We start from the raw sequence: 25,059 nt of genomic DNA, 5'->3' as shown, positions 1-25,059 counted from the left end.
AGAGCAATTAAACTTTTAAAATTGCGCCTTAGTAGTGCTTTGATCTTTATTGCAAAATTTGTTCCAATTCTATTTATCATCCATAACTTTTTGGGTGTATTTGAAATTTCGGCCGTATCGTTTTAGTTTAAACTTTAAAGCTTTACAAAATCAGTGCGGCGTCAACCTTTTATATGCCCTACTTTATTTCTAGCACTTTTCTAAACGGATGGGTACATATTTATGGTACGGTGTTTTAGATAAAGGGTCACAATGCTCACCAGAAATGAGCATGTTTAATTGTGGTCCAATAGGTTCCCCACCTTGAAAGCGCATGCCATAACCATGTGGAAGCGAAACAACTCCTTTTCGCATTCCCTCATCAAAATCTACAGTAACCTGAATTTCTCCATGTTGTGAGATACATTTGATTTGATCACCCACAGCTACACTTAAGGCTTCTGCATCTTCAGGATGAATTCGTAAAGCCCCTTCAGCATCTACTTTTCGCCAAGCTGGATCACGGTAAATTTGATTGGCGTTATAGCTACGTCGCTCACCTGATAAAAGTATGAATGGAAATTCTTCAACGTTAACCTGATGATTTTTTAAATTTGCAAGCTCAGTTAACATCTCGGGAATCGCAAGACGTATTTTCTTATCTTTATAACCCACCAGTTTCCAGACTTCATCATATTCATGTTGCGATAACACCATACCTGAACGTTGCTTTAATATCTGCTCAAATAATTTGACACCTTGTGTTAACGGATTACCCTTATAACCTGCACGGCGTACCGCTTTGCTGTGTAACACAGCATATTGAATAGATAGCGGCAATAAAAAAGCAACTGAACCAGCTGAGTTTTCTAACTGCTTACCTAAAGTACGGTAGATAATTGAAGCAGCAAAAGGAATATATTTTTTATTTCGTGCAAAAGTAAGCCCTAATGCCGACAAGTACGGTAAATAAACTGTTTTTTTAGAATCGACTGAAGCTATTTTTTCTAAAATTGGAAAATTCTTAGGAATAGCATTCATAGCTTCCAGTAATCGAGTATAAATTTCTGCTTCTGGCAAAGTATTCGTTTGAGCGGTCAATACAGGATGTCTGAGATGAAAGCCATTCTTAGGGAACTCAAGATTAAAGCCCGTAAATTCCCATTTTTCAAACTGGGTATGCGCTGGCAAAATGTAGTCCGCAAGCCTAGCGGTTTCCGTCATCGCAACATCGACCACAACCAATAAATCTAATGCTTTAAATGCTTCCTCATAGGCTGGTGTATCAGGATAAGTTAATAACGGGTTACAGCTATCTACAAAAACTGCGCGAATTCGCTTTTCCCCTGCTTTTAAGATTTCATCGGGTAAAATAATAGGCGGGAAAAACCCGGAAATCGGGAACATTTTATGGTAAACGCTACGTCGATATTTCGGCTTTCTTTCATCTGTATCGCTTAAGATGGGAATAAACATGGTATGCAAATTATTAGTACCTTGCTTTCCAAAGTTCCCTGTCAGTAAGTACAGTAGTTTTTCTAAATATCCATTTAAAGTCGTATTCAAAGTATGTTGAATACCTAAATCGATACGTACACAGCCTCTTTTTGCTTTAGCAAAGTCTCGAACAACCTGATAAATCAAATCGACAGTTACATCTGCTTTGGTAATATAGTCTTCAATTGGAACTCGGCTAAATGCTGTTTTTACGTCTTCAAAACCGTGCGTATGCTGCTCAATAAACGCTACATCATAAAGCTTTTCTTTAATAATGATCGCAATCATGGCTGACATTAAAAAAGCATCTGTCCCTGGTTTTAATTGTACATGGATATCTGCTTGTTTGGCTGTTTCGGTAACACGCGGGTCAAACACCACCATGGTTCGATTTGGATCTTTCTTAATATGTTTTAGCGTGTCTCGAGCGTTGGGAATGCCATGGGCCTGAAAAGGATTTGTTCCAATGAAAAGTACATAGTCGGCGTGTTCAACATCTTCTGTAGTATGGCAGGCCTGACTACCGAATAGGCGGCCATTGAGCCAGAAATCACCCGTTTTTTCTTGGGCAAGTGAGTTGTAGGCATAATAACTTTTCATGGCCAACAAAAGCTGCCGACCATACGCTGCTCCAAGATGATTGCCTTGGCCACCACCCCCAACCGAAGCAAAAGCAGTCCCACCAAAATCATCTCTAATCTGCACTAATCGATCAGCAATTTCTTGTATGGCTACGTCCCAGCTCACTTCTTGAAATGATCCATCGGGCTGACGTTTTAAAGGTGTAGTCAAACGGTCTGCGTGTTGCTGGTAATGCTGTAATCTGGCAGCTTTTTGACAAATGTAACCTTGAGAAAAAGCATGTTCGGGATCACCTTTAATTTTGACAAACTGGTTATCTTTAATTTCAACACTTAAACCGCAATTTCTAGAACATAAGATACATGCGGTCACATCTGTTTTACTTTGCTGAGCTGCGTCCATCATTTTTCTGGCTCCGTTTATTTTTATACATCTAGCTAGAATTAAAATAACAAGTTCCAAAATAGAACTTATATATTAGATAGTCAAGAACGCATCATTTAAAATTTGTTTATAACATCACTTTAGTTTGTAAATTGATAGAATCTAATGTTTAACTCGCGGTAAATATCTCTTTAAAAGCATTGATTTGTTTATATTGTTGGAGCTCATCCAAAGAGTTAATGCTATGAAAAAATAAGTTTTGTTTTTGAAATACGGCGACTTGTGCATGTAAAAGCTTAAAGCACTCTTTTAAACTTAATCGTTGTTTATCAATTTGCTCTCGTATCGTAATCAGGCTTTCACGCTTTAATAAGCAAAATGGGTATAAAGCATCCCCATTAATTGAAACATAGGCTGCCTGAGCTTGTTTATTTTTGCGAAGTGCGCTGTGTAATTTCGCAACGACTTGCGTAGGTATATACGTCACATCACAGGGAATACACAAAACATAATCTGCTTTTACATGTGACCATGCGCTTTTCATGCCCATAAGTGGGCCGAAAAAACCGGAAGCATCATCTTGAAAACACTTAATATCAGGCACAATACTTTGATAAATCGAATAATCACGATGACTATTTACCCAAATTTCAGATACAGATGACTTTAGTTTTTGATGAATTTTGAGTAGTTGCGTATCGCCATCAAATTGCTGCAACAGCTTATTTAAACCATTCATACGGCGGGCTTGTCCACCCGCCAAAATGACCAGATCAGTTACGGGATATCCCTTATTCACACTTCCACCTCTTGTTGGCAAGCTTTAATCAAGCCACGAATCTCAGGTAAACATGAACCACAGTTCCCACCTGCTTTTAAACATGCAGTAACCTGTTTTTCATGGGTAATGTTTTGTGTTTTTATCACGTCGATAATTTTATTCTTACCTACTTTAAAACAACTACACACTAAAGGCCCATCATTATTAGTAGCCGACATTGGCATACCCGCTAGTAAAGCTTTTCGGTGCAAGGCGCTCAAACGTTCTCGTTTAAACAGACTCGCTACCCAATCACGGTCTGGCAATAAATCTGGCGGTGCAATATATAGACTTGCAATTACAATGCCATCTTTCAAAATAACGCTATGGCTCAGTTGTGAAGAGATATCTTCTATGCTTAACCATTCAAAGGTTTCATCGGCAAATGGTAAAAAGCTTTTCAGATTCTTTTGAGTATCATGAAAAGTTTGGCGGTCTGCAAGTTCATAACGATTGGTTTTCACCATTTTGACTTTGGTCCACCATGCACAGTGATGTAGCGATTCTTGAATATGCGAATCGTATCCTTCACGAATATAGAGCACACCTTGCCAAGTGGTATAGAACGGCTGAATAGTTACAGGCGTATGTTTGAACTCAGGTTCACCTGAAATTGCATCAACTTCTGGATTAACGACTTTACCAATGCGGGCGTCGGATGCAACCTGTTCAGTCCAGTGAATCGGTGCAAAAATTTGCCCACGACGCACCCCCGATGAGAAGGTCACACGTAGTACACAACTGCCCCATTTCGAACGAACTTCTACTAAGCCTTGATCACGTACACCAAATTTCAAGGCATCACTCGGATGAATCTCGCAAAATGGTTCGGCACGGTGACTGGTCAAATTTGGTGACAAACCAGTACGCGTCATGGTGTGCCATTGATCACGAATACGTCCCGTGTTCAAAATGAGCGGATAATCTTCTGAAACTGCATGTACCGGATCAATTGCAACAGTCGGAATCAATTTTGCCTTGGCATTTTTATGACTAAACTGGCCCTTGCCAAACAATTGTTGAACGGCTTTAGCGTCTTGGTTTTTATCCCATACTGGCCATTGAATTGGTTGTAGAGCGTCGTACTCCACAGCGCTCAGATTCATTAAGCCTTTTAAGTTAAAATAACGGAAATTATTACTTTGTTCACGAGCATCTATGTCTGCATTGTCTTGTGCAGATAACGCTGCATGCTCATTGAAAATATCAACAGCAGTGGTGAAATCAAAACCATTAAACCCTAATTTTTTCGCGACTTGGCTAACAGACCACCAGTCTGCTTTTGCTTCACCCAGCGCAGGTAAGAATGCGCGCTGACGTGAAATACGACGCTCAGAGTTAGTAACGGTTCCATCTTTTTCGCCCCAACCTAAAGCTGGAAGCAAAATATCGGCGTAAGCTGTAGTATCCGTATCGGTACAGATATCTGACACAACGACCAATTCACATTTCTCTAATGCACGTTTCACCTGATCGGCATCTGGCAAACTCACGACTGGATTGGTTGCCATAATCCAGATGGCTTTAATTTTTCCGGCTTCAACCGCATTAAATAAATCCACTGCTTTTAAGCCAGCTTGAGTTGCAATAAATGGGCTGTCCCAGAAAGTTTGAACAACTTTTTGATGTAGTGGATTATCTAAGTCCATGTGCGCAGCCAACATATTGGCTAAGCCACCGACTTCTCGACCACCCATCGCATTGGGTTGGCCTGTCATTGAAAATGGTGCGGCGCCGAGCTTACCAATTTTGCCTGTTAGTAAATGACAATTAATAATACTGTTGGCCTTATTTACGCCCTGACTTGATTGATTCACACCCATTGAAAATAGGGTAATTACTTTTTCAGTTTGAGCAAATTTCTCAAAAAACTGCTGTAATTTATCGAGTGCAATTCCCGTACGTTTTGCCACATATTCAATATCAGTTTCTGGCTCACTGCTTTCCAAAACATCTTGCAGACCTTCGGTATAAGCCTCTACAAATGCCTGATCGGCATGACCATTTTGATATAGATATTGGAATAGACCGTTAAACAATGCGACATCTTGGCCCGGTAAAATCGGTAAATGTAAATCCGCTTGTTCACAGGTACTGGTAAAACGTGGGTCAATTACCACCACAAACATATCCGGATTTTGGCTTTTAGCCTGCATAATCCGCTGATACAGCACCGGATGGCACCATGCAGTATTAGATCCGACCAAAACCAACATGTCTGCATGTTCAAAATCTTCATAACTTGCAGGCACAATATCTTCACCGAAACTCCGTTTGTGGCCTGCCACCGCAGATGACATGCAAAGGCGTGAGTTGGTATCTATATTTGCAGTACCCAAATAGCCTTTTACAAACTTATTCACCACATAATAGTCTTCAGTCAAAAGCTGACCTGAAACATAAAATGCGATGCTGTCACGACCATATTGATCGATACAAGATTGGAATTTATCAGCAATTTTATTGATTGCCGCATCCCATGTCGTTACCACCCGATCAGCTTTGCGCCCCATCATTGGTTGTAAAACACGTGTTTCTAACCCTAAAGTATCCGCAAGACGGCTACCTTTAATACATAAGCGTCCAAAGTTGGAAGGATGCTCAGCATCCCCCTCAACTTGTACCAGAGGTCCTTGAGGTTTTTGTTGGACGTTTACGCTAACACCGCAACCCACCCCACAATATGGACATGTTGTTTTGATTGTTTTTGCAACATGATCGGAGCTATCGACTTCAACGCTTGGAATACTATTCATAACTGCTCCTTTCCCTATTTAGCCTGCATTTTTTAATGCAAAATCTCGACCAAATAGCAGTTTATTTCTAAATGAAGAAACAGGTGTTTGGTCTGCAATTAACTCTGCATACCACATGCCATCTTCAGTATCACCAAACAATACTGCACCGATTACTCGATCGCTTTGAATGATAATACGCTTATAAATCTGGCGTTTTTCATCGTTCAGGATAATGTCTTCATAATCATCTTTCGGTTCAAAATTGCCCGCAGAGAATACATCGACTCCACTCACCTTTAACTGAGTCGGTACGGTTGGCGCTTTAAAAGTTAAGCTGCCGTGCTCTGCTAAATGGGTCGCGCAAATAAAAGCTTGGCCCCACAGTGGTTCAACCAAACCAAAAGTTTGACCACGGTGTTCGATACACTCACCCACGGCATAAATACTTGGGTCAAATGTTTGCATGGTGTCATTCACCAACACCCCTCGATTGCAACGTAGACCAGCACTTTGCGCCAAAGCAATATTCGGACGGATGCCTACAGCAAACACCACAAGGTCAGCATCTAACACTGTGCCATCTTTCAAACGGATTTGTTTGACATGACCATTTTCATCACCGATTAACGCTTCGGTATTGGCTTCGGTAATGATTTGAATGCCTTTTTGCTCAATGCTATGACGAAGTAATTGACTCGCACGCCCATCAAGTTGACGTTCCATAATACGGTCCATCAAATGTAGAACTGTGACATTCATACCACGTTGCTTTAATCCATAGGCAGCTTCTAAACCCAGCAAACCGCCACCAATCACGACTGCATTAGTTTTTGAACCACAGTATTCAATCATGGTGTTAACGTCATAAATATCGCGAAAAGTTAACACCCCTTTTAGGTCAACACCTTGAACTGGTGGAATAAATGGTGCCGAGCCTGTTGCCAGAATCAAACGGTCATAATCAACTGTCTGGCCTTTTTCGGTGTAAACCACTTTACGCGGACGATCAATTTTTACGGCTTTATCACCGGCAATAAATTTAATGCCTTTATCGTCATACCACTTTGGTGGATGCAACATAATGTCTTCAATGGTTTTTTCACCCGATAAAACCGGAGACAACATAATACGGTTATAGTTCCCCCATGGTTCTTCACCAATCACCGTAACTTCATAACGATCTGGCGCCATATCAAGTAAATCTTCCAGACAACGCATCCCTGCCAAACCATTCCCGATCAGCACCAGTTTAAGTTTGTCTTGTGATACACCTGTATTGGTAATATAAGTTTTTTGCGGCACCGCGTTGACCCAGACACGGCCATCAACAATTTTGCTCGGATAAACTGCCAATTTTTGGTCTTTATCTTCTAAACAACGGCCCGTAGCTAAACTGAAATGTTGTTTATAGATTGGAGATGCAACGACGCGTTCGCCTTGTAAATCACCAATAATCCCACGGCTCATCACATTCGCTTGGCTAAACGGATCTTTATTACTCAGCACGTAAACACGTTTTTCATGCCCTACACGGAAGATTGCAACCGCTTGACCGCCCACTAGCGCTCCTGCACCAGTGTTTGGGGTTAAATCATCGAGTGCACAAACGTCAATCCATTGATCATCAGGAAGCATATTTTTGTCTTGTACAATATTCATATAAGTTCTCCTTTATGCTTCAACCATTGGAATGCGGTCTTCTGAACGTTCAGCTTCGGTTAATGGACGAATTTGACCACGTTCAGTTGTAAATTGAATGTGTGGATCGGCCTGTTCATTTGCTCCTGCGTTGATATACGTTTGGAAGCGTTTACGAACTTCAGGATTTTCCACCGCAGTACGCCATTCGTCTTGATATGTGCCAATAATGTGTTCCATACGGCGCTCAAGCTCGGCAGCCAAACCAAGTGAATCATCCACAACTACAGATTTAAGATAATCTAGACCACCTTCCATGTTGTCGCGCCATACACTGGTACGTTGTAAGCGGTCTGCGGTTTGAATGTAGAACATATAGAAACGGTCGATGTAACGGATGAGCGTTGCTTTATCAAGGTCAGATGCAAGTAACTCGGCATGACGTGGTTTCATACCACCGTTACCACATACATAAAGGTTCCAACCTTTTTCGGTCGCGATAATACCCACATCTTTACCTTGCGCTTCCGCACACTCACGCGTACAGCCAGACACCGCCATTTTCAACTTATGTGGTGAACGCAAACCTTTGTAGCGGTTTTCAAGCTCAATCGCTAAACCAACGGAATTGTCTACCCCGTAACGGCACCATGTGCTACCCACACATGATTTCACGGTACGCAATGATTTACCGTAAGCATGACCAGACTCGAAACCAGCAGCATTTAACTCTTCCCAAATGAATGGAAGCTCGTGAACTTGCGCACCAAACATGTCAACGCGTTGACCGCCAGTAATTTTGGTGTACAAGTTATATTTCTTCGCAATTTGACCAATCGCGATTAAACCATCTGGAGTCACCTCACCACCTGCCATACGCGGTACAACCGAGTAAGAACCGTCTTTTTGGATGTTACCCAAATAGTAGTCATTACTGTCTTGTAAGCCTGCATGGCTTGGCTCAAGGACGAAATCGTTCCAGCAAGATGCCAAAATATTTGCTGCCGCCGGTTTACAAATATCACAACCTAAACCATGACCATGTTGATGAATCAAATCATCAAAAGTTTTGATTTCATTGACACGAACCAAGTGATACAACTCTTGACGCGAGTACGGGAAGTGTTCGCAAATGTGGTTATTTACAGTCACACCTTGACGTTGTAACTCTGACTTCAACACTTGTGTCACTAATGGTGCACAGCCACCACATGCTGTTGCTGCTTTGGTGCATTTCTTTAATGCACCTAAAGAGGTCGAACCATCGCTAATTGCTTGGCAGATGTCTGCTTTTGATACGTTGTTACACGAACAAATGGTCGCGCTGTCTGGAAGTAAATCTACACCGCTACCACCAGACTTACCTGCTGATTGTTCAAAGCCAGGCATAATCAAGCTTTCAGGTACTTCCGGTAAAGCTAGACCGTTTAACATCATTTGTAAAAGGTCATTGTATTCTTTGGCATCGCCCACCAAAACTGCGCCCAGCAATTTGGTTTTATCTGCATTTACAACAATCTTTTTATAAACCAGCGCATGCTCATCTGCATAGAAATAGCTTAATGCACCCGGAGTCATGGCATGTGCATCACCTACAGAGGCAACGTCCACACCCATCAACTTCAACTTGGTGCTCATGTCTGCACCGGCGAAGCAATGACACTCTTCATCTAAAATGTGTTTTGCTGCAATACGCGCCATGTCATAGCCCGGTGCAACCAAACCATAAATTTTATTTTGCCAAAGCGCACATTCACCAATGGCATAAATATTGTTATCTGAAGTTTGGCAATAATCATTAATGACGATACCGCCACGCTCACCAATCGCCAGACCACTATTGCGTGCGAGCTCATCACGTGGACGGATCCCCGCAGAGAATAAAATGACATCTGCTTCAAGCTCGCTACCATCTGCAAATTTCATTACATGTGTAGTGCTGTTGCCACATTCGATAGATTGTGTCGCTTTTTGTGTATGAACTTTTACACCAAGGTCTTCAATTTTACGGCGTAAAACTTTACCGCCCAAATCATCAATTTGAACTGCCATTAAACGTGGCGCAAACTCAACAACGTGCGTTTCTAGATCTAAATCACGTAAAGCTTTTGCAGCTTCAAGTCCAAGTAAACCACCACCAATGACTACACCTGTTTTTGCATTAAGACTCGCTGCACGAATCGCGTCTAAGTCTTCAATCGTACGGTAAACGAAGCAGTTTTCACGGTCATTACCCGGAATTGGCGGAACGAATGCATACGAACCAGTTGCCAACACCAATTTGTCATAGCTGATGACATCACCATGATTGGTTGTGACTGTTTGTGCAGCTGTATCAATTGCAGTTGCTTTTGTATTTAGACGTAAGTCAATGCCATGAGCATCAGCAAAGTCAAAACGTGCTAAAGATAAATCTTTTGCTGATTTCCCAGAGAAATATTCTGTCAAATGTACACGGTCATAGGCGATACGAGGTTCTTCCGCGAGAATCGTGATTTCCAGTTCATCATCTGCTTTTTCTAAAATGGCTTCGATGAATTTGTGGCCCACCATACCATGACCAATCATTACCAATTTCATAGTGTTTCTCCTCAAATCACGTTGCTTTTAAGCTGCGTTATTGCGTTCTCAAATAGACGTTGTTTTTTTGCCTTGTGTTCTACCGAGAAGCGAATCAATCTCACAAAGCATGTAGCTGCTTGGAATCTATTTTTCCCACTCGTTAATGACACCCAGTGCACAGCAAAGTCATAAAAAGAAATAAAAAAAGCGAGCCCCCTCATAGAGAAGGCTCGCATCGCTGGAACTGAAAAATTAGATAATTCAGATGTAACTTTTTTATGCAATAAAAATAAAGACATGGCCTTCACTCCGACTGAACGTAAATTCTTTGTGTGCACAGTTGCACTCACAAATTCGATCAGAACGGACATCGTTGGCCGTCTTTAAAACTTATGGTCGTCTTCGACCTGTAATTAAGTAAGCATTTTGCATGCCAATCCTTATATAAATTTAATTTAAAAATTTTTTATTTTTAATTTCATATAGATATAATTTCGCCAGCTATCTTATAAAAATAATGTCTTATTCTATTTGCCCCATCGCTGTACACTTAAATGCTTAAGATAAAAATATGTCTTGCCACAAAATGAATCGTATTTTTGCACCAAGACTGACCACATTAATTCTTTAGCTCGCTGAAATGCCACTTAAACTGGATTTTTTGTTTAGTTTTGGATGGCACTAATCTTGCTTAAAACCTGATAACAAAAAACGCGTCGAATTGGCGCATTTTCTTAGCCTGATTTTCTGAACTTATGCCAAAACTCAAAATAGCCCTTATTGATGATGATCATGCGCGAGCAGACTATATAAGAAAAAGTCTGCTTGAAAATGATTTTGAAGTGGTCGCTTGTCTTACTTTGGACCATTTAAATATTTTTCGTCTCGAGCATTTACAAGCCGATGTGATCTTGCTCGATATGGATCATCCTCATCGTGACATTATTGAAAGTTGTGTGAGTAGCTATGACCTACCGACTGTCCTGTTCACTAAAAATTCAGATAAAGACACCATCAAACAAGCCATTGATGCGGGAGTAACGGCTTATATCGTAGATGGCATAGACCCTGCCCGTTTACATACCATTTTAGAAATCTCGATTGAGCAATATAAAAAACACAAAAAACTCGAAGGTGACTTAAAAGAGGCTCAAACCAAACTGGCTGACCGTAAAGATGTTGAAAAGGCCAAAGTATTGCTCATGCAACTGCATGGCTTACCTGAAGATACAGCTTTCCAACTTCTTAGAAAAAATGCCATGAGTCACCGTATAACGATTGGAGAAATGGCACGGCGGTTACTTGATGCCCAAAAATTACTCAACAATCAACTAAAGGATGAATAAATGAGCACATTAGAAAAGACTCAATTACAACTCGGCTATATTCCTTTGCTTGATTGTCTTGCATTGCTTTGGGCAAAACAAAGAGGCTTCTTTGAAGAGGTGTGTTTAGATGTCACTTTAGTTAAAGAAGCATCATGGGCAAGTCTTCGAGACCGTCTTGCTTTTGGTCTATTAGATGCAGCGCATTGCTTATCTGCAATGTTACCTGCGGCGGCTGTAGGCACGGATCAAATTGGCACGCCACTACAAACATCACTCGTTTTAAGTGAAAACCGTGCTTTCATTAGCTTAAGTCAAAAACTTACTCATCAACTTGCAATTCAAAAAAATGATACGGCTCAAGTAACAGCGCAAAAAGTGGCAGATTATCTCGAACAAGGTCACTCCATTTCTTTAGCGCATGTATTTAAGCATTCTATTCATCATTATTGTTTAAGAGAGTGGCTCGCCTTAGCAAACCCTGAACTTGCTCAATCTATCCAGCTCAAAACATTACCACCACCTTATATGGTCGAAGCATTAGACAAACATGTGATTGATGGTTTTTGTGTCGGAGAACCTTGGAATACTCAAGGCGAGCTTTTAGGCTTAAGTAAAATGATTTGCTCAAGTCAAAACATTATTCCACCTGTGGCTGATAAGGTTCTAGCCGTAACTCAAGAATGGGCTGAACAGCATCCACAAACACTAGTTGCACTCACCACGGCAATTATGAAAGCCCAACAAGAATTGAGTGCGTTAGACGATTTTGCTCCAATTTTAAAATTATTAGTCGAGTTTGGAATTGTGCGCTTCCATTGTTCAGAAGAAGTACATGTCGACAAATACTATATGATTCAGGATATTGTCCGTCATTTAGTAAAAGAAAGTGCACTTCCAAAAGTAGAAGACTTTTATTGGCTGCTCGAGCAAATGCAAAAATGGGATGAACTTCAACTCGACCAAGCACAAATCACAAGCTTGGGTGCTCAATGCATTAATCTTGAGGCTTATGAACAAGCTAAACAACGCTATCGTTCATAACTTTTCTACTTATTAAATCGCCATAAAAAAAGCTGTCTTTTATGACAAAGACAGCTTGAAAGACCCATAAGACAAAATGCGAAACACGCATTCCTATATTTTCTAGGCTCAACTGATCCATTGAAAATATAGCGCTTATGGAAATGATCATATCTATCTAAACGTATCATTTTCAGACATTTTCATATCAATAACTGCCACTTGATCAATTTCAGTTCATTATTCAAACCATCTTAAGTCAGTCTTTAAATACCTCTCTTCTTTAAGCCTTAAATCTACCCATGCTCACTACAGAATAGTGATGCATCAATTACGCGGGTGAGGTCATAAATTTCATTTTATTTCTTCAAAATAATTTCTCGCATCTGTCTTAATTAAATTAATTTTTTTAGCCATAAAGTAATTTATTGCCTATGTCATTATATTTAAAAAGATTTATTTATTAATCCTTTTGTAAAACTTAAATATTACGATTCAAATAATTAGACAAAAAAAATTAGTGAAAAATCCTCTAAGTCCCTGCCTTTTTGAGTTACAAACCGCAACAATCATGGCACAAATGGTAATAATAATTTAATTAATAATCATTATCATTCACACCACATAAAAACCTGAGAAGATCTACCATGATCCATGAAAATATTCTCGACTGCATAGGTAAAACGCCACTACTACAATTATCAAGGCTATTCACGCATCAATCGATCTCAGTGATTGCGAAAATGGAATTGTTAAACCCAGGAGGAAGTATTAAAGACCGTCCAGCATTATTCATGCTACAGGAAGGCCTGAAATCTGGAGTGATTAATAAAGATAGTCATATTGTTGAAAGCTCATCAGGGAACTTAGCGATTGCGCTTGCAATGGCTTGCAAAATATATGGATTAAAATTTACTGCCGTTATTGACCCGAAAATTGCCTCAGCAAACTTACAAATGTTGAAGCTCTACAAGGCTAATATCGAAATGGTCTCTGAAAAAGACCAAAACGGCGGTTATTTAAAAACCAGAATTGACACTGTAAAACGACTCTGCCAACAGCTTCCAAATGCTGTTTGGATTAATCAGTATGCAAACCCAAATAACTGGAAAAGCCATTATTTTGGAGAAGCAGAAGAAATCCTAAATCAAATTGATCGCAAGATTGATTACCTCGTGATTGGGGCAAGTACCTCTGGCACGATTATGGGCGTATCTCGTCGCCTTAAAGAAAGATTTCCAGAATTAAAAGTGATCGCAGTCGATATCGTCGGCTCTGTGTTGTTTGGTGGCACATCTGGTCCACGCGAAATTCCTGGCATTGGTGCAAGTACTGTCCCACCGCTACTCTCCCCCGATGAAATTGATGATGTCATTTATGTAGATGACTATGAGTCGGCACTCGGTTGCCGAGAACTTCTTGAGCATGAAGGAATCTTTGCTGGCGGTTCAAGTGGCTCATCAATTTCAGCCATCAAAAAACTGATTCCAACCATTCCTGATGGATCGTGCGTCTTAACACTGTTGCCCGATCGTGGCGATCGTTATCTCGATCTTGTTTATGAAGATGAATGGTTCGAAATGATCAAGAAGCGTCACTTCAATCGAAACTTACGACGCCAAGAAAACCTTACTTTACAAAATGTTGTTTAACCTTCTCCTTAGGAAATATTCATGAGCAATTTGGCTACCCTTCGCTACTTAAGTCAATCAGATTTATTAAATCTTGGCGCAAATCATAGTAATTCATTTATTGAAGCAATTACTGAAGGTTTAACCCTGCATGCAAATAAACAGTTTGTTCAACCTTTAAAACCTTATCTTCGCTGGCAAGGTGCAGACCATATTGCCGACCGTATTATCGCAATGCCTTGTTATTTAGGCGGCAACGACCCGATTGCCGGAATCAAATGGATTGGTTCAAGACAACATAACCCTAAAAAATTCAATATTCCGCGTGCCAGCGCACTGATTGTTTTAAATGACTCAGAAACAAATTATCCAGTTGCAGTGATGGAAGGCAGCTTAATTAGTGCCATGCGAACTGCGGCAATTACTGGTGTTTCAATTAAATATCTAGCAAAAAAAGACTTTTCAGACATTACTGTAATTGGCTGCGGACCAATTGCTCAAATGCAGATTAAGACTGTGCTTGAACAATATGCTCAAGTGAAAAAAATCCATTTATTTGATGTAAACCCTGAAGCAGCTGAAAAACTCAAAGCGTTGTTTTTATCAGAATATCCGAATCTAGAAATTGAAATTCATGACAGTGCTAAGTCTGCGATTCAACAAGCCGATGTCCTCATTACCTGCACAGTTTCAGATAAACCTTACATTCCGTTTGAGTGGCTTAAAAAAGGCTGCTTTGTTTCAAATATTTCAATTATGGATATCGAGCCTGAAGTCTTCTTAAAAGTCGACAAAGTGATTGTAGATGACTGGGACCAATCAAACCGAGAAAAGAAAGTCATCAATGTACTGGTTGAAGATGGCTTATTCAGCCGTGAAAAACTACATGCTGAACTTGGCGACATCATTATTGGTCATAAAAACGGCCGCGAACACGAAGATGAAATCATTTTGCTAAACCCAATGGGCATGGCGATTGACGATATTGTCTGCGCTAAATGGTTCTTCAATGCTGCACAAGAACAAAACGTTGGCACGGTTCTACCGCTTTTATAAGAATAGGAATAACTAAAATGTTAGATCGGATTTACACAGCACAACTACAAAAAACGATAGATGCACTCTACATGGAGAATTATGGAGATTTTAAAGATTATATTTCCTATAAAAAGCCTTATATGGCAATTACTCTCAATGATGAGTTGGAACTCTATTTCAGCTGTTTAAAAGTAGATGGTGTAAATCCTTTCTATGTTACCCAACCCGAAGTTTTGCTTCATAACCTTTTGAGCAATAGAACTTCTAAAATTTCTATTTCTGAAGTTTTTAACTATTTAACCAAAGCATCTTGGTGGCCATCTCCACACCACCAAAAAGCGATTGATTATTGGCTAGATAACTTAGTAACGGCTGAAAAAATTCCTCAAATTTTACAGACAGCCCTTTCATTTTCTTCACCTTTGATTACTAGTGAATTGCTATCGCTGGTAGCTGACCGTCCATTTCATCCATTCGCTCACTCAAAAGGTGAACTTACACCACTCACAACTCAAAAAGAAATTGAGGTGTATTGGTGGGCATTTAAGAAGGATGACGTCATCAACAATATGGAGTCGATTCCTCATAAAGAGCTTCTGTTATCAGAAGTTGAGGAAAGTCATATTGCTCACAAAATGGCTCAGCTTTCAGATGATTACTTAGCCCTGCCTTTGTTAGAGACGCAACATCGCTATTTAAAGTTTGAAGAAAATAAGTACGAAGGTATTGACCTAAACCATGTCACCACAATTGGTTTACCGACTTCTTCTTTAAGAACTCTTATTCACAACACAAACCCTACTCTGCACTTAAAACTCTCGACCAACGCCAAAACATTAGGTGCAATCCGCTCTATGCCAGGCCGTTATTTAATGAATGGTCATACGGCTTATGATTTTTTAAATGACGTCATTAATGAAACTGCTCTAATAAAAAATCGTCTCTTTTTGAGCAATGAAACCCACTGGTGGGTGCTGGGTAAACAAGAGCCGATTGTAAAAAATTTAGGTGTAATCGGTTGCCAAGTCCGACATTTGCCCGACTTTTGCCAAGATAAAAATGTCACGCCAATCACTATGTCGGCTTTAAGCTGTACCTATGTTGACCCATGGGAAACATTAGGCGTTGAAGGTGACAAATGGTCATTACTAAAAGACTTAAGTGTTCATTTTATTCAAACATTCTTAACGCTTTGGGCAAAAGGAATCATGCCTGAATGCCACGGGCAAAACACCATGGTGTGTTATGAAAATAATAAGTTGAAATGCTTTGTTTTGCGTGACCACGATACCTTAAGAATATGTACCACAGCCATTAAAGAAAGTGGTTTTACCCCTCCGATTTATACCATCGATACCAGCACACCGAACAATCTTATCTTTACTAAAAATGAAGACTTATTTAATTACTTCATTACCCTAGGGATTCAAATTAACCTCTACCCGATTGCTTTAGCTACTTTGAAATATACGGATCGTACAGAAAGCGATTTCTGGGAAATGGTTCAAGACATTATTCAAGATTTTGTAGAAACCCAATCTATTTCAGAACAAACAAAATCTCAAATTCAAACTTATCTTTTTGACAATAAGACTTGGCCATTCAAACAGCTACTTACTCCTCTACTTGCGCAAGAAAGCGACTCAACAGGTATGCCAAGTAAAATCGGAAGTACGCCAAACCCTTATCAGAGCTTATCTGTTTCTAGCTATGAGACCATGGACATCTAAATCATGCGCTCATCTCGCCTAGATCATTTCATTATTTTGCTCTGTCAGTTTTTTTCCACTTTCGGGCTCATGGTGCTGATTCCAATCATGCCGCTCTATATGGAAAAACTGACTGCGCATATGAGTGCTCCCACTATCTGGGCAGGTTTGGCACTCGCAGCTCCAGCTATTGGCAGCTTATTTACAGCACCAATTGTGGGTCATCTATCCGACACATTCGGCCATAAAAAAGCCTTGTTACTTTCTCTGGCTGGTTTCTGTATTTCAATACTGCTCATGGCGAGCGCCCAGCATTTATACCTGTTTATTTTCGCGCGAATTTTACTGGGTTTTTGCGGTCTTTCCGTGATTTTAAATGCCTATGTTTCATATCTTTCTAATGAACAACAACGTGGTGCCGCTTTTGGGCAACTACAAAGTAGTGTTGCGCTCGCTTGCCTATGTGGTCCCGTGCTCGGCGGGATATTTATGGATCAATGGCGGGTTGAAGTATTACTCAACGCGACAGCATTTGTTGTGATGACCTTAATTTTGATTGCGTCATTTGTATTAACCAATCCCGTTAAAGCAGAGGTCACAAAAACCAAAGAGAAATCCAAGCTTCCGGCTTTCTTTGATAGAACGATTTTTTCATGGTTAAGCGCCGGCATTTTGGTTCAAGCCGGCGGTTTTGGTTTGGTGTCCTGCTTCGTTTTATACATTAGTGAAATAAGCCAAAGCACTCACTCATCGTTATCTGCTGCGAGTTTAACGGGCACCATTCATGCGCTTTCATGGGGAGCAGCCTTTATTGCTGCAACCTATTGGGGGAAAAGAAATGATGATAAAGGAGATTCTTTTAATAACTTCATTTACGCATCTTTAATTTGCGGCATCACGATATTCGCATTGATATGGGTTTCTAATCTCTGGCTGATTCTTGTATTACGACTCATACAAGGCTTCTGCTTTGCAGCCCTTATTCCTTCGATCTTACACACAATTTCTCTAAAAGCCGGCGCTCAAAGCCAAGGAAAAGTGATTGGTATTTCTAACAGTGCCTTTGTCTTAGGACAACTTATTGGCCCAATCACGATCACGCTCACCTACTCATTTTTCAATATTACTGCTGCATTAATCTGCACCTCACTATTTTTTATCGGTGCGGGATTAGTGGTGATTTTGAACAGATTCTTAATGGATACAATTTTAGAAGAGGCACAAGAATGAACTCAATTATTACAACCGATGCATGGTCTTATAAACTTTTCGAACAGTACCTGAATACTTTCTTTCGTGAACTCAAAGTAAATCTTGAAAAGCACATTATCCCAGCTCAAGATTCTCCTTTATTCACCCTATATGCGGAGCAACCAGACACCCTGTATTTTGCTTATACGTTTAATGCGTCTAACACGACTGTTTATGGTGCAGTTCAGCATCTATCCACCACTGGCTACCATAGATATCAACGTGGTTTTACCTTGCAAAATTTAAGTGACAATACATTTGACTCACTCACCGACCCTAAAAAATTAGTGAAGCTGATTACAGATGAACTGAATAGCTTATTTAAAGATAAAAATCAAAATAAGAACCTGTACTCCGATATTGTAAATAGTATCGAAAATACAAAATTCTTTTTAGAAAATAAGCCTTCCCAAACAGTAACTAAAGCGTTAAGTGGTTTTCAGGCAACCGAACAAGGCATGTTATATGGGCACCCTTTTCATGTGACCTCTAAAGCCAATTTAGGTTTCTCTAAAGAAGACATGAAAAAGTATAGCCCTGAGTTAGGCGCAAGTTTCCAACTTCATTACTTTGCAATCCATTCTTCTTTAATCCAAAAGCTTGTAAGTGAGAAACAGCCCTCTCACTGTATTGAAGATAAAGTTGTAGAAACTGCAAAAGAGCGTTTGCAAGAAAACTTAGCAAATTACGAGCTAATGCCAACCCATCCGTGGCAAGCTAACTTCTTACGTCAACATCCATCTTTGAAGAAATATTTAGATAACCAAGACGTGATCTATCTGGGAGCTTTAGGTCAAACCGTATGGCCGACCTCATCCGTTCGTACAGTATGGTTGCCTCAATCGAATCTATTCTTAAAGCTATCAATTGATGTACGAATTACCAGTTTCATTCGTAATAACCCAATGGATGAAATGGAACGCGCGATTGATGCGAGCAAAATTATTATTAATCACAAGATTAATGAGCAATATCCAGACCTTATGATTCTGCCGGAATTAGAGGCAAAAACAGTCAAAATTCCAGAGCTTGAAAGTTCATTTGGCATTCTTTATAGAGCAGGACTCACGCCAGAGGTATTAGAAAATACCAGAATGCTAGGTGGCTTGGTTGAAGAAAATGAAAACCATGAAATCCCGCTTTTAAGCATTATTCAGCAAGCGGCACCCAACCAAAATCTACAATCGAAAGACGCGAAAGACTTCATTACTTTCTGGTGGAAACAGTACGTTAAAGTTTCACTCATTCCATTAATTGAATTGTTTGCAAATAAAGGCATTAGCGTAGAAGCGCACATGCAAAACAGTTTAATGGAATTTAAAAACGGCTATCCACATCGCCTTATTCTTCGAGACATGGAAGGCATTAGCATTGTTCCAGAAATGATAGAAGATGACTCATCTATTTCTGAAGATAGTACCGTTTGGTTCTCTCAGAAAGATGCATGGATCTTTTTAAAATATTACCTCGTGATCAATCACATTGCTCATCTCATCAGTGCAATTGCACGAGTTACGGCCATTGAAGAATCTGAACTTTGGCAAGCCACACGCCTTACGCTCACGCAAGAAAATTTTAGCGCCAAAGGCCAGCAATATCGGGATTTATTAATTAATTCACTCACATTACCAATTAAGGCAAATATGTTAAATACGCTCTACCAAAGTGGTGGCAATCCTATCTGGATTGAAGTTGAAAACCCTATGTATAAATATCGCGGTGCAGAAGCGCTTTGTCCTCTTCAACCTACACAACAAACCAATTATAAAACCCTCGCGGAAAATCGCGTGATGGGCCAATTATTAGAAGCACTCATTTTTGAAAATACTTTTAAATACGAGTTTTCTAAAGGTCAAATCAAGTTCTATATTTCCGATACCGTTTTTTATACCTGCGCGGCCAAACGACACTTTAGTTTTAAACGAATTAAGTTAGATCCTTCAAGCTTAGTCCGTTCTGATATTACTTTAGGTACTGAAACTCGCCCTAACTTAAAGACATTACTTGCCGATCTAAAAAATATTATTGAAGCTGACCCCGTTAAATGGCAAAACTTTAATGATGAACTCAATTTAACTTACGTTAAGCATGCGCAGACTTTAAGCCAAGCCCCTGCTCAACCTTTAAGAACCTTGCCTTATTTAGAACAAGAAGCACGGATTACCAATGCACATTTATATCACCCAAGTTTTAAGTCTCGTATCGGCTTCGATTTAAAAGAAAATCAAAAATATGCACCAGAGCTTTCTCAAGGTTTTACGGTTCAATGGGTGGCAACTCATAACAGTTTATGCAAACTGGTTTTAAGTGAAACCATTAACTTAGAGCAGCTTTATAAACAGCATTTTTCAGAAAAAGATCTACAAGCCATTAACAATCAATTGAAAGAGCAAAATATAGATTTTAAAGATTATATCCTCACCCCAATTCACCCATGGCAGTGGGATAAAATTATTGAATTATATTATCAAGATGCAATCAGCAACCAACTGATCATTCCGTTAGATATTGAAGGTCCGACTTATTTACCACAGCAGTCAATTCGAACCTTATCAAATATTAGTGATATCTCGGCGCTTTCTCTCAAATTGGCAATGAACTTGGTTAATACCTCTACATCTCGTGTATTGGCACCACATACCGTTCAAAATGCGGCAAAAATGAGTGACTGGCTTTATAACATTGTTGAGCAAGATCATATTTTAGAAAAACAGCGCAAGCCTGTTATTTTAAGAGAGATTGGCGGTCTTTCAGTTAACCAGCCGATTGCCCTTCCTGTTCAATACGGCGCACTAGCTTGCATTTGGCGCGAAAGTATTTACAGCTACTTAAAAGAAGGTGAATCAGCAACGCCAGTAACCGGTCTAATGCAAGTTGATATGGACCAAAAACCTCTCATTGATGAATGGATCCAAGAGTACGGTATTGAGTTCTGGTTAGAAAAATTACTTACCAACGCTTATTTACCTATCATGCATATTTTATGGTGCCACGGTCTGGCTTTAGAGTCACATGCACAAAATATGGTACTAATTCATAAAAATGGTTTACCCGTTAAAGCGGCTTTGAAAGATTTCCACGATGGAATTCGTTTTAGTCGTCATCTTTTACGTGAGCCGAACCTTTTACCCAACTTACAAGATGCGCCAAAAGAGCACGCCAAGATTAACCCGAACTCGTTCTTGGAAACCCACTCTCCAAATGAGTTAAGAGACTTTACTCAAGATGCGCTTTGGTTTGTAAATCTAGCTGAGTTAGCGATTTTCTTAAATGAACATTATGACTTCGATGAAATCAAATTCTGGACCATGTTAAGAACCATTATTAATCAGCATAAAGAAGCTCACCCAGAGTTTGCCGAGCGATATGAATTGTTTAACTTTACAGATGACACCATCGATATTGAACAACTCGCAAGCCGCCGTTTCCTTCCAGAAATTCGCTTAAGAGTACAAACCACGCCGAACCCGCTCAGCCTGATTAAGGAAATTGAATATGAATAAGCATTCGATTTCTTTTAAGAAACGAATAGCAAATGGCGAGACGCTCTACGGAATCTTTTGTTCCGTAGCTTCTCCGATTAATGTCGAGCAAATGGCACTTGCGGGCTACAACTTTATTATTATCGACTTGGAACATACTTTATTTAGTACGTCTCAAGTCGAGACCATGATTTTAGCTGCTAGAGCCATGAGTCTTGATGTCTTTGTGAGGGTGCCGTTAAACGCCAACCATTTAGTTCTACCTCTGCTCGATGCAGGGGTAACGGGTATTGTTTTTCCGCGTATAGAAAATGCTCAGCAAGCACAAGAAGCCGTGAACTATTGTCACTATATGCCTCTTGGGCAAAGAGGTCTCAACTCGACAAGGTTAAATCGATATGGCATGGATGATTTAGCTAGTTTTGTTCAATACGCAGCAAACGAAACTGTTGTCGTTGCCATGATTGAAAGCTTGGAAGGACTAGAACAACTAGATGAAATATTAAAAGTTGAAGGTATTGATATTATTCTAGAAGGTGCTGCCGACCTTTCTCAATCTATGGGAATGCCATGGCAATCTAGCCATCCAAAAGTGAAAGAAAAAGTTCAAGAGATGTATGCAAAGACTAAAAATAGTCAAAAGCATTTCTGTGCTATTCCCCGACAACCTGAAGATATTGCGGCATGGAAACAACAATCCGTTCAGCTGTTTGTACTGGGCGATGACCGAAGCATTATTCGCCGTGCCCATCAAAATCATTTGAATTCTTATAAAGAAATCTCATAAATTTTCAGTTGTGTAGAGCGATGGATGCACCTTTCTCTACACAACAATTAATAAAAATAAATTTTATTATTTTTTGTCCAACAACGATATTGTGAATTACAATCATTCTCACTTATAATTCGACAAATTTAAAATCACTCTCAGGGCGAGACAATGGGAAATAAGATAAAAAGTCACAAACTTTTTACGAGGAAGTCTGAAGTAAAAAATATCATTCCACTCCTTTCACTTGGTGGGGCCATCTTTCTCTCAAACTCGGCCTTTGCAGCCTCAACCTCTGAGACAACAGATGTTGAAAAAAAGCCTGAGGCACTTCCTACAATTACAATTACCGCTTCACGTGCAGATGAACTTTCTACTTCTGCCAAGCAAGTGACCAAGCTAGATGAAAAACAAATTGAACTTTTAAGAAATGGTTCATCTGGCAGTATTGCAACCGTTTTAGCAAAAGCCGTACCGGGCCTATCAGACTCAAGCCGCACCATTACCGATTATGGTCAAACTTTACGTGGTCGTAATGCTCTCATCTTGGTGGATGGCGTTCCAATGAACCTGACACGAGACACATCAAGAGGACTTTCAGCAATTGACCCTGAAAGCATTGCCAACATTGAAGTGATTCGAGGCAGCAACGCAATTTATGGTGGCGGTGCTTCTGGCGGTATTATTTCAATTACCACAAAAGCTGCGGGTGGCGAACCTACAGCAAAAACAGTCGTTGGGCTTCAAACACCTTTAACAAATTTCCGTTCTAATGCTTTAAGTGGCGATATTCATCAATATTTCACAGGCAGCTTTAACGCTTTTGACTATGCACTCGACTTTGGTTACCAACGTATTGGTAGCCCGTACGATGCAAGTGGTGACCGTGTTGCACCTGAACCTAGTCAGGGCGATTTATATGATGCCGATGCTTACAGCGTAGGTGGTAAACTTGGTTATCATATTGATGACAATCAATACTTACAATTTGCTGCAAACTACTATAATGCCGAGCAAGACTCAGATTATGCATCTGACACAAGTGTTAAGAATACCCCTGCCGGAACTGTACCAGCCAAAGCCATTAAAGGCTTAAAGCTTAAAGACCAGACTAAAAACGAAAACCAAATCTACAATTTAACCTATAACCATAAAGACTTTTTTGGCAATAAAGTTGATGCTCAAATTTATTACCGTGACTTCTTTACCCGTTTTTCACCATTTGACGCACGTGTTGCTCCAGGTAAAGTCAGCCCACGTGGTGGACAAGTGGATCAGGTTTATCAAGAAAATAACGTACTCGGTAGCCGCTTAACTGTGACCACACCGCTTGAGTTTTTAGGTGATACATCCCTAGTTTGGGGTGGTGACTTTAGCCGCGAAAAAAGCGAAATGCCTTTAGATATTTTCGATCCTGATATTTATGATCAATCTGGTGGCTTAGAGTTTGTAAAAATTGGCAAACTTATTTATTTACCTGAACTTACCACGCAAAGTTTGGGTGGCTTTGTACAGTTAAAACACCGCTTTAATGACCAATGGTCAGCAGAAGCTGGTACGCGTTATGAAGACAGCTATGCCCAAATTGATAGCTTTGTTCCATTATCACAATTAGGTAAGCCTAACCCTTACACCGTTGAGGGCGGAAAAGTAAAAGCTGATGCATGGTTATACAATGCTAATGTGACTTTCTCTCCAAATGATCAACACTCGATTTATGCATCATTCAACCAAGGTTTCCAGTTGCCTGATGTCGGTGTAGTCATTCGCAATGCCAGCACAGGTTTTAACCTTGGTTCGTCATTCTTAGAACCTGTAAAAGTTGATAACTATGAGTTAGGCTGGAAAGGAAACTTCAATAACTTCTCTTCAAGTTTAGCTGTATTCCACTCTACTTCTGACCTTGGTGCTGTGCAACCAGTAAGTAATAGTTTGGATATGACTAGAACGAAAGAGAAAGTCACTGGTGTTGAAGCAACTTTTGACTATCTTGACGATTCCAATGTTTGGGGAACTGGTGGTAGCGTTACTTGGATGAAAGGCCGTGAAAAACCGCAAAACGGTACAGAACAAGACATGACAGGCTTCCGTATTCCACCATTAAAACTCACAGCTTACGTTTCTTATAGTCCAACTGAAACTTGGACGAATCGTCTACAAGCTACTTACTTCGGTTCAGAAGACTACCGCTTAAACGGTGTAAATAGTTTTGGTCGCTATGATGTAAAATCTTATACAACAGCAGATTTAATCAGTAGCTTTGCGCTTAACAAAAAAGACACTGTGACGATTGGTTTAGAGAACATGTTTAACCGCAAGTACTACCCTCTCTATAGCCAATTATTAAGATCTGGTAATAACACTAGCCATTTAGTAGCAAATGGTGCAACGCTGAAAGTTTCTTATAGCCATAAATGGTAATCAAAAACTGACATTGAATGTGTCACAAAAAGGAGATCCATGGGATCTCCTTTTTTATTAAAAATATTAATTCCTTATCTATTTTTTCCATTATTAACCTGAGGTAAACCCACAGAACCACCCTAGCATTCTGCTAAAAATTTTGTTAACTTGATTTTGTTACATATTCAAGATGCAACTTTTTCATCCAACACCCCTCATCGCTGTGTT

The 25,059-nt window shown here is 39.9% G+C and carries 15 protein-coding genes and 1 pseudogene; 9 read left to right on the top strand and 7 right to left on the bottom strand.

The window, feature by feature from the left end; translation table 11 throughout:
* Positions 1–189: 189 nt before the first annotated feature.
* The 6 genes from H7R46_RS07350 to H7R46_RS07325 form a co-directional block, all read right to left on the bottom strand.
* The gene (locus H7R46_RS07350; RefSeq protein ID WP_032012619.1) at positions 190–2,463 is read right to left on the bottom strand and encodes a molybdopterin-dependent oxidoreductase; all 2,274 of its coding nucleotides are present in this window, start codon (positions 2,461–2,463) and stop codon (positions 190–192) included.
* A gap of 148 nt (positions 2,464–2,611) precedes the next feature.
* Complete coding sequence (locus H7R46_RS07345; RefSeq protein ID WP_005068841.1) at positions 2,612–3,241, bottom strand: molybdenum cofactor guanylyltransferase; 630 nt, start codon at positions 3,239–3,241, stop codon at positions 2,612–2,614.
* Entirely contained in the window at positions 3,238–6,018 is a 2,781-nt protein-coding gene (locus tag H7R46_RS07340; protein WP_005068838.1) for a nitrate reductase, read from the bottom strand. Before H7R46_RS07340 ends, H7R46_RS07345 begins: the two co-directional genes overlap by 4 nt.
* Before the next feature lie 18 nt (positions 6,019–6,036).
* On the bottom strand, positions 6,037–7,659 hold the full coding sequence (gene nirD / locus H7R46_RS07335) for a nitrite reductase small subunit NirD (RefSeq protein WP_005068836.1): 1,623 nt from the start codon (positions 7,657–7,659) through the stop codon (positions 6,037–6,039).
* 12 nt (positions 7,660–7,671) lie between these two features.
* Positions 7,672–10,218: a nitrite reductase large subunit NirB gene (gene nirB, locus H7R46_RS07330; protein ID WP_005068833.1), complete on the bottom strand. Its 2,547-nt coding sequence runs from the start codon at positions 10,216–10,218 to the stop codon at positions 7,672–7,674.
* 11 nt (positions 10,219–10,229) lie between these two features.
* On the bottom strand, positions 10,230–10,571 hold the full coding sequence (locus H7R46_RS07325) for a hypothetical protein (RefSeq protein ID WP_017385975.1): 342 nt from the start codon (positions 10,569–10,571) through the stop codon (positions 10,230–10,232).
* A gap of 384 nt (positions 10,572–10,955) precedes the next feature.
* On the opposite strand from H7R46_RS07325, the gene H7R46_RS07320 reads away from it, so the two are divergent.
* Positions 10,956–11,546, top strand: coding sequence for an ANTAR domain-containing response regulator (locus H7R46_RS07320; RefSeq protein WP_002115726.1), 591 nt, complete (start codon positions 10,956–10,958; stop codon positions 11,544–11,546).
* Positions 11,547–12,569, top strand: coding sequence for an ABC transporter substrate-binding protein (locus H7R46_RS07315; protein ID WP_005068828.1), 1,023 nt, complete (start codon positions 11,547–11,549; stop codon positions 12,567–12,569).
* 5 nt (positions 12,570–12,574) lie between these two features.
* On the opposite strand, the pseudogene H7R46_RS19210 reads toward H7R46_RS07315, so the two are convergent.
* Positions 12,575–12,690, bottom strand: a pseudogene (locus H7R46_RS19210) (hypothetical protein).
* A 505-nt stretch (positions 12,691–13,195) separates the two neighbouring features.
* Here H7R46_RS19210 and sbnA point away from each other — a divergent pair.
* From sbnA to H7R46_RS07280, 7 genes are all read left to right on the top strand, one after another.
* A complete protein-coding gene (gene sbnA, locus H7R46_RS07310; protein WP_005068826.1) occupies positions 13,196–14,200 on the top strand; it encodes a 2,3-diaminopropionate biosynthesis protein SbnA in 1,005 nt (334 codons plus the stop codon).
* 21 nt (positions 14,201–14,221) lie between these two features.
* On the top strand, positions 14,222–15,235 hold the full coding sequence (gene sbnB, locus H7R46_RS07305) for a 2,3-diaminopropionate biosynthesis protein SbnB (protein WP_002115662.1): 1,014 nt from the start codon (positions 14,222–14,224) through the stop codon (positions 15,233–15,235).
* 71 nt (positions 15,236–15,306) lie between these two features.
* Positions 15,307–16,947 carry an IucA/IucC family protein gene (locus tag H7R46_RS07300; protein ID WP_080631190.1) on the top strand — a complete coding sequence of 547 codons (1,641 nt, stop codon included), beginning with the start codon at positions 15,307–15,309 and terminating at the stop codon, positions 16,945–16,947.
* A 3-nt stretch (positions 16,948–16,950) separates the two neighbouring features.
* A complete protein-coding gene (locus H7R46_RS07295; RefSeq protein ID WP_005068821.1) occupies positions 16,951–18,156 on the top strand; it encodes an MFS transporter in 1,206 nt (401 codons plus the stop codon).
* Positions 18,153–21,680, top strand: a complete 3,528-nt coding sequence (locus H7R46_RS07290; protein ID WP_086260931.1) for an IucA/IucC family protein — start codon at positions 18,153–18,155, stop codon at positions 21,678–21,680. Before H7R46_RS07295 ends, H7R46_RS07290 begins: the two co-directional genes overlap by 4 nt.
* On the top strand, positions 21,673–22,446 hold the full coding sequence (locus H7R46_RS07285; RefSeq protein ID WP_005068816.1) for an HpcH/HpaI aldolase family protein: 774 nt from the start codon (positions 21,673–21,675) through the stop codon (positions 22,444–22,446). Before H7R46_RS07290 ends, H7R46_RS07285 begins: the two co-directional genes overlap by 8 nt.
* Positions 22,447–22,599: 153 nt before the next feature.
* Positions 22,600–24,849 (top strand): TonB-dependent receptor, encoded by a 2,250-nt coding sequence (locus H7R46_RS07280; RefSeq protein ID WP_032012610.1) that lies wholly within the window; start codon positions 22,600–22,602, stop codon positions 24,847–24,849.
* Positions 24,850–25,059 lie beyond the last annotated feature (210 nt).

Source organism: Acinetobacter sp. BEC1-S18-ESBL-01, assembly GCF_014169935.1.
GTDB classification, from domain to species: Bacteria; Pseudomonadota; Gammaproteobacteria; order Pseudomonadales; family Moraxellaceae; genus Acinetobacter; species Acinetobacter pittii.
This window is presented reverse-complemented; position numbering and strand designations above follow the sequence as displayed.